General features: G+C 34.8%; 19 protein-coding genes. 3 read left to right on the top strand and 16 right to left on the bottom strand.

Annotation, left to right across the window (positions count from 1 at the left end):
* Nucleotides 1-208: 208 nt before the first annotated feature.
* Nucleotides 209-1,231 (top strand): 3-deoxy-7-phosphoheptulonate synthase, encoded by a 1,023-nt coding sequence (gene aroF / locus PATL70BA_RS09935; protein ID WP_125137210.1) that lies wholly within the window; start codon nt 209-211, stop codon nt 1,229-1,231.
* Between the two features lie 25 nt (nt 1,232-1,256).
* Here aroF and PATL70BA_RS09930 read toward each other — a convergent pair whose 3' ends face one another.
* From PATL70BA_RS09930 to PATL70BA_RS09895, 7 genes are all read right to left on the bottom strand, one after another.
* Nucleotides 1,257-1,607: a DUF2200 domain-containing protein gene (locus PATL70BA_RS09930; protein ID WP_125137209.1), complete on the bottom strand. Its 351-nt coding sequence runs from the start codon at nt 1,605-1,607 to the stop codon at nt 1,257-1,259.
* Nucleotides 1,608-1,712: 105 nt separating this feature from the next.
* A complete protein-coding gene (locus PATL70BA_RS09925) occupies nt 1,713-2,897 on the bottom strand; it encodes an ATP-binding protein (RefSeq protein WP_243115894.1) in 1,185 nt (394 codons plus the stop codon).
* A 202-nt stretch (nt 2,898-3,099) separates the two neighbouring features.
* Nucleotides 3,100-3,837, bottom strand: a complete 738-nt coding sequence (locus PATL70BA_RS09920) for a Uma2 family endonuclease (protein WP_125137208.1) — start codon at nt 3,835-3,837, stop codon at nt 3,100-3,102.
* Between the two features lie 411 nt (nt 3,838-4,248).
* A complete protein-coding gene (locus PATL70BA_RS09915; protein WP_125137207.1) occupies nt 4,249-4,566 on the bottom strand; it encodes a helix-turn-helix domain-containing protein in 318 nt (105 codons plus the stop codon).
* Between the two features lie 4 nt (nt 4,567-4,570).
* Nucleotides 4,571-4,912 carry a type II toxin-antitoxin system RelE/ParE family toxin gene (locus PATL70BA_RS09910; protein ID WP_125137206.1) on the bottom strand — a complete coding sequence of 114 codons (342 nt, stop codon included), beginning with the start codon at nt 4,910-4,912 and terminating at the stop codon, nt 4,571-4,573.
* A 331-nt stretch (nt 4,913-5,243) separates the two neighbouring features.
* Nucleotides 5,244-6,074, bottom strand: a complete 831-nt coding sequence (locus PATL70BA_RS09900) for a hypothetical protein (protein WP_125137204.1) — start codon at nt 6,072-6,074, stop codon at nt 5,244-5,246.
* The gene (locus PATL70BA_RS09895; protein WP_125137203.1) at nt 6,071-6,922 is read right to left on the bottom strand and encodes a HipA domain-containing protein; all 852 of its coding nucleotides are present in this window, start codon (nt 6,920-6,922) and stop codon (nt 6,071-6,073) included. Before PATL70BA_RS09895 ends, PATL70BA_RS09900 begins: the two co-directional genes overlap by 4 nt.
* A gap of 124 nt (nt 6,923-7,046) precedes the next feature.
* Between PATL70BA_RS09895 and PATL70BA_RS17140 the strand changes: the two genes are divergently transcribed.
* Entirely contained in the window at nt 7,047-7,154 is a 108-nt protein-coding gene (locus tag PATL70BA_RS17140; RefSeq protein ID WP_125137202.1) for a transposase, read from the top strand.
* The gene (locus PATL70BA_RS09885) at nt 7,114-7,584 is read left to right on the top strand and encodes a transposase (protein WP_125137201.1); all 471 of its coding nucleotides are present in this window, start codon (nt 7,114-7,116) and stop codon (nt 7,582-7,584) included. Before PATL70BA_RS17140 ends, PATL70BA_RS09885 begins: the two co-directional genes overlap by 41 nt.
* Nucleotides 7,585-7,714: 130 nt before the next feature.
* On the opposite strand, the gene PATL70BA_RS09880 is transcribed toward PATL70BA_RS09885, so the two are convergent.
* The 9 genes from PATL70BA_RS09880 to PATL70BA_RS16595 all read right to left on the bottom strand — a co-directional run bounded on the left by PATL70BA_RS09880 (nt 7,715) and on the right by PATL70BA_RS16595 (nt 12,433).
* Complete coding sequence (locus tag PATL70BA_RS09880; RefSeq protein WP_125137200.1) at nt 7,715-7,939, bottom strand: hypothetical protein; 225 nt, start codon at nt 7,937-7,939, stop codon at nt 7,715-7,717.
* A 201-nt stretch (nt 7,940-8,140) separates the two neighbouring features.
* Nucleotides 8,141-9,214: an RNA-binding domain-containing protein gene (locus PATL70BA_RS09870; RefSeq protein ID WP_243115893.1), complete on the bottom strand. Its 1,074-nt coding sequence runs from the start codon at nt 9,212-9,214 to the stop codon at nt 8,141-8,143.
* 154 nt (nt 9,215-9,368) lie between these two features.
* Nucleotides 9,369-9,626 (bottom strand): Txe/YoeB family addiction module toxin, encoded by a 258-nt coding sequence (locus tag PATL70BA_RS09865; protein ID WP_125137199.1) that lies wholly within the window; start codon nt 9,624-9,626, stop codon nt 9,369-9,371.
* Complete coding sequence (locus tag PATL70BA_RS09860) at nt 9,619-9,891, bottom strand: type II toxin-antitoxin system RelB/DinJ family antitoxin (protein ID WP_125137198.1); 273 nt, start codon at nt 9,889-9,891, stop codon at nt 9,619-9,621. The genes PATL70BA_RS09865 and PATL70BA_RS09860 overlap by 8 nt, the downstream gene beginning before the upstream one ends.
* A gap of 266 nt (nt 9,892-10,157) precedes the next feature.
* The gene (locus PATL70BA_RS09855) at nt 10,158-10,424 is read right to left on the bottom strand and encodes a type II toxin-antitoxin system RelE family toxin (RefSeq protein ID WP_125137197.1); all 267 of its coding nucleotides are present in this window, start codon (nt 10,422-10,424) and stop codon (nt 10,158-10,160) included.
* Nucleotides 10,421-10,639 carry a type II toxin-antitoxin system RelB family antitoxin gene (gene relB, locus PATL70BA_RS09850; protein WP_125137196.1) on the bottom strand — a complete coding sequence of 73 codons (219 nt, stop codon included), beginning with the start codon at nt 10,637-10,639 and terminating at the stop codon, nt 10,421-10,423. Before relB ends, PATL70BA_RS09855 begins: the two co-directional genes overlap by 4 nt.
* A gap of 231 nt (nt 10,640-10,870) precedes the next feature.
* Entirely contained in the window at nt 10,871-11,095 is a 225-nt protein-coding gene (locus PATL70BA_RS09845) for a hypothetical protein (RefSeq protein WP_125137195.1), read from the bottom strand.
* Between the two features lie 226 nt (nt 11,096-11,321).
* Nucleotides 11,322-12,188 carry a Fic family protein gene (locus tag PATL70BA_RS09835; RefSeq protein ID WP_243115892.1) on the bottom strand — a complete coding sequence of 289 codons (867 nt, stop codon included), beginning with the start codon at nt 12,186-12,188 and terminating at the stop codon, nt 11,322-11,324.
* 35 nt (nt 12,189-12,223) lie between these two features.
* Nucleotides 12,224-12,433, bottom strand: coding sequence for an AlbA family DNA-binding domain-containing protein (locus PATL70BA_RS16595; RefSeq protein WP_243115891.1), 210 nt, complete (start codon nt 12,431-12,433; stop codon nt 12,224-12,226).
* Between the last annotated feature and the right edge of the window lie 101 nt (nt 12,434-12,534).

Genomic DNA, 12,534 nt, shown 5'->3' with positions numbered 1-12,534 from the left:
AATTATATACTAATTTTGTTTGGCGCTTCTGGCAAGAAAGCGTCCGTTTTTATTGTCCAAAATCAACTTATATTCTCACTAGCTAATCTATAAAAAGATGTATTAGATTATATTGAGTATTAGAAGGTGACTTTTGGAAACAAAAGGCTGCCTTCTTTTTTATTTACTAATAACCAGAAAAGAACCTAATTAGAAGAGGAGAAAGATTATGATATTTGTAATGAAGCAAAATGTCGAAAAAAGTAAAGTAGATGCCTTTAGAAAAATCTTTGAGGACAAAGGGTTTAAGACACTTTATAGCTTTGGAACGGACTATCAAGTAGTGGGTTTAGTTGGGAATACAAGTATCCTTGATGTTGACCAGATTACAGAAACTAATGTGATCGTTGAGTATGGTAAACGTATCACAGAACCTTTTAAAATGGTAAATCGTAAATTCCAACCAGAGAATACTTATGTTAAAGTAGGACCGACAACTTTTGGAGAAGGCCTCTTTCAGGTTATCGCCGGACCCTGTTCTGTTGAGAACGAAAATCAAATCATGGAAATAGCCCGTGCTGTCAAACTGAGTGGAGCAACTTTACTAAGAGGAGGGGCTTTCAAACCGAGATCTTCCCCATATGCTTTTCAGGGACTTCATGCTGAAGGCATTCAGTTACTCCTTCAAGCAAAAAAAGAAACAGGCCTACCCATTGTGTCTGAGTTGACCAGTCTTAGCCAGTTTGACCTATTTGAAGATGTGGATGTGATTCAAGTGGGTGCACGAAATATGCAGAATTTTGACATGCTTCGAGAATTAGGGCTCTGCAAAAAAGCAATTCTACTTAAACGTGGTTTGGCATCAACCATAGAAGAATTTTTAATGAGTGCTGAATACATTATGACAGGTGGTAATTCTAACATCATATTATGTGAGCGTGGCATTAGAACCATTGAAACCATGACGCGAAATACATTAGATATATCCGCTGTGCCCTTGTTAAAAAAATTAAGTCATCTCCCAGTCATTATTGACCCTAGCCATGCAGGCGGTATGCGTTCTCTCGTAGCGCCTTTAACAAAGGCGGCCATTGCAATTGGCGCTGATGGGATACTCATTGAAACCCATAATAACCCAGCAGAAGCTTTGTCCGACGGGGCGCAGTCACTAGATTTAAGCGACTTTTCAGAACTCATGGTTGAAATTGAACGTAGAGTGGCTTTTGAGAATAAAAAACTTGACAAAAGTTAGCTAAACCTTGGTTTTTCTCTGAATTCTATTTTCTCAAAATCTTTTCCATTGCTTTTCCCTTTGCCAACTCATCTATTAGCTTATCCATATAGCGAATTTCCTGCATTAATGGTTCCTCAATATTTTCAACACGAATACCACAAATCACACCTTTGATCAAATGCCTTAAAGGATTCATTTGAGGTGCTTTGGCGAAGAATGTTTCAAAATCTGTCTGATTTTCCAGTAGTTCTTCAAGCGCTTCTTGACTATAGCCAGTCAACCATCGGATGACTTCATCCACTTCTGATTTGGTTCGTCCTTTTTTCTCTGCCTTAGTAATATAATGGGGATAAACATTCGCTACGCTCATCGTGTATATTTTATGCTTGCTCATAATATATCCTTTCTTGCAATTGATTCAGAAATCTGCCTCTTGATTCCTTTTGATACTATAGATTCCTTTTCACTAATGCGAACCGGAAGAACCGTCCCTCTGATCTTACTGTAATAAAAAATCTACAATGTTTTTATGAATAATACCGTTTCTTGAGCGGTCAACTTTATCCATAGATAGGACTAATTTTTCATGGTTATCTGCTATGGCTTCAAGTACAGAAAACTCTCTTTCAATCGTGGATGCCTCTGCCAGAAGATAAGCAACCTGTATATATATCTTATTAGAACCTTTTTCAGCTATAAAATCCACCTCTTGATCTTCAAGCTTACCTATATAAATCGTATAGCCTCTTCGCCTTAATTCAAGATATACAATATTTTCAAGTGCTTGCCCGATATCCTGTTCATTGTTGAAGTATATTGATCGAAATCCTAGATCATTCATAAAATACTTCTCATTCGTTTTAAGGATTTCTTTCCCTTTTATATTATACCTTGGAATACCATGTACTAAAAATGCACTTTTTGCAGCATCAATGTAATTGTAAATGGTCTCCTTAGATAAACGGCGGCCTTCATTCTTTAGATATTTTGTTATTGAAACTGCTGAAAAAATCTGACTTATATTACGCATCATATACATCATAAACCTTTGAAGAAGTTCTACATCTCTAATATTATGCCGTTTAACAATATCTCTTAACAATATTGAATGGTACATATCCATCAAGTAATTCTTCCTTGTATCACGGTCTTCAAACTGTAATGTACCGGGCATCCCACCTGCTCGTAAATAACTAAGAAATACTTCGTCTTTTTTATCATCTCCTTTTACTGAAATAAGTTCAGAAAAGGATAATGGTAATACCTCAATAGAATAAAATCTGCCCGTCAAATAGGTCGCAAGCTCTCCTGAAAGAAGTCTTGAATTTGAGCCCGTAATGAATACCTCTGCAATACCTTCTGCATTCAGTGAATTGACGACTTTTTCAAACCCACTTACTTCTTGTAGTTCGTCAAGAAATACATAGTATTTTTTATCGGATACCATTTTCTCACGAATATATTTATTTAGCATTGTATAATCTTTAATCGGCTCAAATTGCATCCATTCAAAATTGATACTAATGATCTGCTCCTTAGCTACACCTTGTTTAATGAGTTCTTCCTGAATCTGCATGAGTAAAGTAGATTTGCCAACACGACGCATACCAAGTAGCACTTTAATAACTTGCTTCCCAAGAACTGATTGGATCTTATCTAAATAGAAAGTTCTTCTTATCTGCAATTGTATCACCTCAAAATAATAGTATCACAGCAAGGTCTTTTATACAAGACTTTGCTGTGATAATTCTTTTTAATGTCTTTTATAAAAGACTTTTCCATGAATAATTAAAAGCCCACTCGTCAAATTCATGACTAACAGGTATCACTTATACAGTATTAACTCTGTAACGTTACCGCACCGTAGGAACTGTCTCTCTCGTTACTTAATCGATAAATACATCCTCTGTATCAATAACTAGCCCCTCGAAAACCACGGAAGTAACTTGTTGAAATCTGGTATAGGCTTTATTCTGTGCCAGCTTTCGGTTCTCAAAACTGTAGACGATGATCTGTTGATTTTCCGTATCAACAATCCAATACTCCGAGACACCACTTCGCATATACAGGTTTGACTTAATCATCATATCTTTAGACTTAGTTGATTTGGAGAGCACTTCCACAACTAAGGTGGGAATGCCATCATAGGAACCTTTCTCATTAATCATCTCAGGGTCACAGATCACCAATATATCTGGTTGCACCACATTGGGGTCATCCTTAAATGATTTTGCTTCATTATATAACTTTACATCAAAAGGGGCTGTTAATGGCCGACAAGGCTTTCCTTTGAACCAATTATAAATCTGGACGAAAATCTCATTGACCGCAACTTGATGTGGAAACAATGGTGAACTCATCATATAGATCTGTCCGTCAATCAACTCATATTGCTTCTCAGACTCTTCTTCACCTGTAAGATCCAAAAACTCCTCATAAGAATAGCGTCTAACCGTTTCATAGTCTGCCGCTTCTTCTCGTAAGTAAAATCGTTCTTCCTCGCCGATGCCCTTTAGTACCGCTATAGGCTTTTGATTTTTCTCGATATAGATTGTCGACCCATCACTGGCTAATTTTAAATATTTACCAAAAGCGTTCTGTAACGTCGTTGTTGATATTTTCAAACAATCACCTCACCTCTAAAATATAATATATATTATATTCCTTTTTAGCTATTGCGTCAATTTATTGCTACTATTTTAGCTAATATTTATTAAAATTGATTATCTATTTTCCTTATGCCTTACTTATTTTCATTATTACGAATCATTGATACTGGTATTTCTTTATTCTCAGACTGGCTAGGGTGTGAACTGTAACGAGCGACATATTTATAGTTGTATACATACGGGTGATTATAGATTACTTGCGAAGCGCGTAATATCTTTTTCAGCTAAAAATACCCGCTAGCCAAATTCATGACTAACGGGTCTCTTTTATACTGTATTAACTTTTGTTACCCCACTGAGCCGGAAGAACCGCCCCTAGTTGTTTTGGTTGTTTGGTTTTGGTTGTTTGGTTTTGGTTGTTTGGTTTTACTTCACCATTAATATTTTACTTTTCTCAAGTATCTCTTGATCTTGATTGATCATACTTAATATTCGTTGAACTGGCCCAGAAGGAATGTTTTTATCAGCTTCCCATGCTTCAACTGTTTTTGTTGCTACACCTAATGCTCTGGCAAAGGCCGCTTGACTTAACTTCTTCATTGTTCTGATTTCTTTAATCTGTCCTCCATGAAAATGGGGTAAATCGGCAATCTCAACTACATGACGATTACCTTTAGTTTTATCCCCTTTTTCATATTCTATAGATTCTGCTAATCCTTGAAAAATACTTTTTGTTACATCCATCCAATCACTTCTTTCTTATTTCATCATTAAGTAACTTAATATATTTCTTAATTTGGTTACACGCTTCTTTTGATAAATTGACTTTTTCAGATTTTGAGTAGGCTGATATAAAGTATATTTTCTCATAAAATGCAAAGTCAACATAGACTACTCTTATCCCGCCACTTTTTCCAGTATCCGGTAATGACCATCTTAGTTTTCTCAGCCCACCTGTTCCTTGTATCAGGTCTCCTGCTTCAGGATAAAGACAAAGAAAACTTTCTAGTTCTCTAATGTTATCTTCAGATAAACCTAGTGATTTACAACGCTTTTCAAACTCATTCGTTCTTATAAACTCTCTTGTCATATTATATACCCCATTAGTAATTATACCCTACTGAATAGGGTGTGGTCAATGTTAAATGCCATATTTTTCTGCAAGATACCGGTGTCCACCTTCTCCATTTAAGTAGGCATTGACAACTTCTTTCTTAAATTCGCAACTGTATTTTGCCATAAAAAACCGACCTCCAATTGTTAGATTTTTAGGTCTAACTTTTGGGGGTCGGTACAAAATTCATGACTAACGGGTCTCTATTATACTGTGTTAACTTTTGTTACCCCACTGAGCCGGAAGAACCGTCCCTGTGGTTTTCCTCTCTGGTTTTCCCTGGTTGCCTCTGGTTGCTTTATTATTGCTACTTATCTACAGAGTTCTCTTTGAACTCCTTTATCCTTCTGTAAAAAGTACTTCTTGATGAAATACCAAGCTTAACCATGGCGTCTTTAACCGTTATCTCTTTCTCTTCAAGCTTATCAATCATTTCAGCTAATAGTGGTATTGAAACTGCTACTTTTTTTCTGCCAATATATTTTTTTTGCTTTTTTGCGATCTCAATACCAACTTCTTGTTTCTTTCTTCTCTTACTTTGCTCTACTATATATAGTGGATAAATAAGTGCGTAGATAACTTTTCTATTTGAGTCGTCAATATAGAAATCTCCAGCTTTTAAAGTGGCACATTTTACTATGATATCAAGTAGAATTTTAAGGCGCTGGTAGTTATTTCTCCCAATATCTGTAACCCTATCAAACACGAATGATTGACCAGGGTATATATTTTTTGTAGAGAGCTGAGTATCTGGCTCGACATATTGATCAACAACAAGATTATCACCTGTATACTGGTAATCTGTTCTTATGAGCCATTCAAGAGGGTCCATATACTCAAGTCCTGCCTCATCAAGGTAGGTCCAAAGATCTTCTCTATTCTCCTGGGGTACTCTTTCATATATGAATGTTGGAATTTTGTTTTCTCTTAGATAAGTTTCTTTTCTAAGCTCCAGATTAAGGCCAGGTATACCTTGAAAAGTTTCAGGTGTCAGTAAATCTATTACCTGATAATATGGTTTGAATACATATTCAAAGGTGTCATCCTCATAATGTGTTTGTGTAAGATGGCATACAGCATATTTTATATCTAATAAGTCCATTGAGTATATCGTCGCTTCGACAGATTTCTTTTTCAATTTCCATTCATCCTTTCATATGTTGCTCTGATTATCAAGGAAAATCTACTTTTAATCATATGCTTATAGAAAGCTTTATGTGTCTCACTGATATGCTTTATTGAATCAATGATTGTTACTATTGCCTCCATATTAAATCGTTCATATACCTTTATAAGTGCATCGTTACATTCTTTGTAAGCCATGCTACTAATCACTTCATAATAGGAACTCTTTTTCCCATTAAGTAATATCTGCGATGTTGGAAATGTAAAAACTCTCATTTCTGTTTCACTTTGATCAGCGATAATTTTTGCCATCTCATCTTCATCTATCATTTTTGGGAAAAGACATGATCCATTGTCAAATATTGGTGCCAGACGATATTCATTGTTTTCCTTTATGAATCCCCAATTACCCCCATGTCGATCAAAGTTACCAAGAAGTGCATCCAGTATATATAATTCCCAGAATTGACTAATCGTGTTTTGAGGGTCAGCTAATTTATTATTAGCCAAAAGGATATCTGTAATGCCTTCATAATCATATGTGAATTTTTCTCTATCTTCTTCGATGCTACTCTCACCAACATCATTAAATGCAACGAATTGTTGACCCTTAGCCACAAAGTCTTTTATAGCCACAACCTCTTCACCTTTGTAGGTACCAAGATAAGTTTCTTGAACTTCATACCCCATAGTTGCCATGATTCTACAGCCTAAATACTCTGATATATGATTATTTCTAGTTAGAAAACGTTCTTTTTTTCTAAATTTTAGTATATAGTCTTCGCTACCAACAGTAACGCCTATTTTACGTTCTGCACCGCTATATAACTTTTTATTTTGTGAGTATATGCTATAATCCATAATATCTCCTTGTATCAATAGGGTATTCTTTTTATTTTGATACTATCATTATACTACATATTCAAGTTGTGTCAATAGGGTAACTTTTTTATTTTGGCACACTATATTTGCAGAAATTTAGCTTTTGAAAATTATTTTTTTTCTAACTGCAAAAGAACCTGAATTAATGTGTAAGTTATTAATTCTACAAGATTTATATAACCTATCCGATCAAAAAGTTATTCAGGAATAAAAAGTATTATAAGACCAAAAGAGAAGAAGATTATCGAGAAGGTTACAGGTACAGCTTCTTAAAAAAGGATTGTGAAAAATGTAATTTCAGAGAAGAATGTGCTGGAAAAAAAGCAAAGAAGAAAGTACTGTCAGTTGGCCTTAATACCGCTGAATTTTATAGTATGTCACAAGAACAAAAAGACGATACCTTTAAAGAAAAGTATCATAAAAGAGCCAGTATAGAAAGTAAGAATGCTGAGCAGAAGCGATTCCACGACTTAGATGGAGCCAAAGGATATGGCTTAAGAAGTGTATCAACACAAGCCAAGCTGACTGCCCTAGCGGTAAATCTAAAGACAATATTAAGGATAGTGGTAAAGAAAACCACCGATTTTAAGAAAAAAATCGGTGGTTATTGTAAAAGAAACATTCTTCTGTTTATTTCTTAATGAAAGAGCTATTTGAGCTTTGGAAAAGGAGACTTTTTCAGTGGTCTCGAACTGTCCCTGTGGTTCTTGGTTTCCTTAATTTTTTTTACGCCATCAAACCGGTAGAACAGTCCCTCTGGTTGCTGATTGGTTACTTACGATTTTCCCAATGGGTTGTGGCTTCATCATAAATGTCATCTAGTGACATCTCTTCAAGTACATGATCACCTAATTTTACATAGTTCTCATTACTTATATTTTCAGAGTGTCTTATAAACCTTAGAAAACCAGAGTAACCTAGTTCCTTAATTAATATTCTAGACCCTTTTTCAATTATTTCTTTGTCTGTAAAACCGCTTTTATCATTCAATAACATTAATATCCATCACCTTCCTAAGGAAATCTATAGGATTATACAACTTAATTAATCCTATTGTTTCTTTCAAGCTACTTTTATTTCTTTCTATAGTCCTTAGAAAATTATCACTCGCTCTAGTTCACACTCAGTAAAGATGTTTTTATTAACTTTTGTTACGCCACCACACCGGAAGAACTGTCCCTCTGGTTGCTCTGGTTGCTATCGATCTGAATAGTATTTTTGATTTGGACTTCTTGGTTTTTCTGAGATTGTCAATTTAAGTAGTTCACCTTTAATCAATGGACTCAGTATATTTTGACTAAGGTAACTCCGGCTTTTAATGCCCAAAAACTCCTGAATTTCTACTCTCGTTTTAGGTACTTTACAAAATTCTAGTAGCTTATCCGTATCATCTTGAATATCACCATGTTCACTAGCATGTTCACTAGCATGTTCACCCGTCATGTTGGTCAAAGGAATTATCGTTTTGAATATATCCCCTTCGATGAATTCAGGATCTGCTCCAGAGTATATCTTATTGTATTTATATATGTTTCTAACTCCTGAACCAAGTTTATCCACCCAACCTATCTCTTTGAAGAATTTAGCAAGTGTAGGATTCTTTGGATATGGAGAGAAGTTTTCTGGATCGATGATGCCATTTCCGTGAGGCTTGTTGCTATTCTCAATATAAACCCTATTCTTCTCTATGATTAATTTTGCTGGGAAAGGATTAGAGAATTCTCTGTGTATCAATAAATTGGTCATAGCTTCCCGGAAAATCTTGTCTCTTAAACTTACCCGCTGATCACCTTCAAGATAAAACTTATCGTTGAGGTGCTTCGCAACAAACTGCATTAATCTTTCATAACTGCTTAGTAGATTTACCCGTATGCCATCCCGGTCATCGTAACGATCCAAATTCTCTCTTCTCAAAATAGCGTCTGTTCTATGATGCGGAAGAGCTGCATGAATTAATTCTTCCTTCCCAAAAATCAAGATGCCGCCAAGTGTAATGCCATGTTTTCCCGTGCAACGATGCACTTGCGAACTCTCAGGAATATTAATATATAAGATTTTCTTCCCATCTACTTCAATATCTTCTACCGCAAGATAAAACGTAGGACTTAAAGTCTGAGGGTTATTAAGTGATGTTACAAAATCCTTCTTCATCTGCTCTGCTGAGTCTTTGTCAACGCCAGCAATATCACCATTATCCTTAATGCCTAAGAAAAGGTGACCACCATAGCGATTGAGCAAGGAGCAAACTGATTCATATACATCTTTGTTCAACTTTTTTTAGCTTTCTTTAAATTCTACAGTTATGCTTTCACCACTACTGATTATTTTCTTAAGACCTTCTATTTTCATATTCAACACCTTTTATGCGTCTATATAATGACGCTTTTATTTTTTCCGAACCAGAACACTCGTCCCTCTGGTTGTCTTAATCATCATAATGCCCTTTACATTGAATAATCTCAATTAAACCATCTTCTAAATCATAGACCAGTCGATTACAATCATCTATTCTTTTGCTCCAGCCTTTTCTATATTTAAGCGACTCTGGTTTACCAATACCATCATTTCCATTCCGTTCTATATCCTTCAGTAATTTGTTAATTCTTTTTAATGTCTTTTTGTCTTGAGTCTGCCAATATAAATACTCTTCCCATGCTTGTTCTGAAAATATTAATCTACTCATTTTCCATTGCCTCAAGTTCTTCCATTGTTTTAGAAATAACTTTACCTTGTTTAATCTGTTCAATCGATTCATCAATTGCTTTTAGATTATTAACACTATAAAAAGGATCAATGGATACTTCAAAAGGAATTCTATGCTCACGACTCATTTTCTTTGCAAATATAGTAAAAGCTGTTGTAATATTAAGTCCTAGTTCTCTACAAGTTTCTTCCATCTCTTTTTTTAATTCATCATCTATACGTATGCTTATTGTTGTCTGCTTCATCTTATCACTTCCCTTCTATCATTCTATCATTATTATAATTCAGTATAATCATTTAGTCAATACATAGTATTTACATTGTATTGACAAATTCATAAAGCTAAATATCGATAACGACTTAGATTCTAAGAGTATTTATTAAACTTCTATTTCACATATAGGTAAAAAATGACCGCTAGCCAAATTCATGACTAACGGGTCTTGCTTATACTGTATTAACTTTTAATACGTCTTACAACCCGAAGGAACTGTCCCTCTGGTTCCGGTTGTTATTGATAAATATCTTTGCGGTGACCCAGCTCTATGATTGTAATTAGAATCTTTTCATCTTCGATTTTTGCCAAAATACGATATTCACCAACACGATAGCGCCACTTGTCTCTTAGATTTCCCTGTAATGCTTTACCATACAGTCTAGGATCTGAACAACCGACTAACTTTTCTTCAATATATGCTATTATAAATGTTGCTATTTTTTTATCCATTTTTTTAAACTGCTTAACAGCCGTTTTGGTGTATTCAACTTTGTACTTCATAAACCCAATGCCTTTTTTAAATCATCATGGCTAATTCTATCCTGATATCGTTCTTCTTCCCATACTTTATTAAAAAGTGTTAAATCGTATTCATCTTCGATTTTTTCAATAACTGCTTGTCGGATAAAAGAAGATAAATCCATTTGATGCAATTGGGCATATTTTCTTATTAATGTATCATCTTTATCATTTAGTCTTATTGAAATTGTACTCATTTTCATGCCTCCTTCGCACAATGTGTGCTACAATGTATTACATATTTATGTTATCATACTATCTTGAATCTGTCAAAGTTCAATGCCTATAAAAAGAATCCGCTTGTCAATTAGTGACTAACGGATTTCTATTATACTGTAATTACTATTGTTACCCCACTGAACCAGAAGAACCATCTCTGTGGTTATTACCCATCAAACCGCAAGAACTGTCCCTTGGTTGTTCCCTGGTTACTTGCGGTTTTCCCAATGGGTTGTGGCTCCATCATAAATATCTTCTAGAGACATCTCTTCAAATACATGATCACCTAATTTTACATAGTCCTCATTACTTATATTTTCAGAGTGTCTTATAAACCTTAGCAAACCAGAGTAACCTAGTTCCTTAATTAATATTCTAGACCCTTTTTCAATAATTTCTTTATCTGTAAAACCACTTTTATCATTCAATAACATTAATATCCATCTCCTTCCTAAGGAAATCTATAGGATTATACAACTTTATTAATCCTATTGTTTCTTTCAAGTTACTTTTATTTCTTTCTATAGTTCTTAGAAAATTATCACTCGCAGTTGTTGCAAAATTTGCAACAACTGAATGACGCTCTAGTTCACACTCAGTAAAGATGTTTTTATTAACTTTTGTTACGCCACCACACCGGAAGAACTGTCCCTCTGGTTGCTAGGAATAGTATTTTTGATTTTTACTTGTTGGTTTATTAGGTAACATCATTTTAAGAAGTCCACCTTTAATCAAAGGATTAAGGACTTTCACTCTAAAATGACCTCTATTATTGAGATTCATAAAATGTTGCATTTCTTCCCTTGTTCTTGGAGTCCTACAGAATTCTAATAACATTTTTATAGCCTCTGTCTCTTGGTTGGTATCTTGGTTGGTATCTTGGTTGGTATCTTGGTTGGTATCTTGGTTGGTCAAAGGAATTATCGTTTTGAATATATCCCCTTCGATGAATTCAGGATCTGCTCCAGAGTATATCTTATTGTATTTATATATGTTTCTAACTCCTGAACCAAGTTTATCCACCCAACCTATCTCTTTGAAGAATTTAGCAAGTGTAGGATTCTTTGGATATGGAGAGAAGTTTTCTGGATCGATGATGCCATTTCCGTGAGGCTTGTTGCTATTCTCAATATAAACCCTATTCTTCTCTATGATTAATTTTGCTGGGAAAGGATTAGAGAATTCTCTGTGTATCAATAAATTGGTCATAGCTTCCCGGAAAATCTTGTCTCTTAAACTTACCCGCTGATCACCTTCAAGATAAAACTTATCGTTGAGGTGCTTCGCAACAAACTGCATTAATCTTTCATAACTGCTTAGTAGATTTACCCGTATGCCATCCCGGTCATCGTAACGATCCAAATTCTCTCTTCTCAAAATAGCGTCTGTTCTATGATGCGAAAGAGCTGCATGAATTAATTCTTCCTTCCCAAAAATCAAGATGCCGCCAAGTGTAATGCCATGTTTTCCCGTGTTGGGATCTCTTAAATATAGTCCGGCACTTTTCAGCATTTCAATGTCGTCCATGGACTTCCATGGATGATTGGGTTTTTGATTTCCAGCTAATTTTCTAACCTTTGTAAATAATTCAGATTCCAACTCTTCCATTTCAGCAAATGGAAATATTTTGAGAAAAGGTGACCACCATAGCGATTGAGTAAGGAACAGACTGATTCATACACATCTTTATTCAACTTCTTTTTGCTTTCTTTAAATTCTACAGTTATGCTTTCACCACTACTGATTATTTTCTTAAGACCTTCTATTTTCATATTGAACACCCTTTATACGTCTAAAAAATAACGTCTTTATTAGTTGATTTATTTCATGTATGTGATCTCTATAATTCATTAATCTTTTTATTAAATATTCT

The organism is Petrocella atlantisensis, from assembly GCF_900538275.1.
Taxonomy (GTDB): domain Bacteria; phylum Bacillota; class Clostridia; order Lachnospirales; family Vallitaleaceae; genus Petrocella; species Petrocella atlantisensis.
This window is presented reverse-complemented; position numbering and strand designations above follow the sequence as displayed.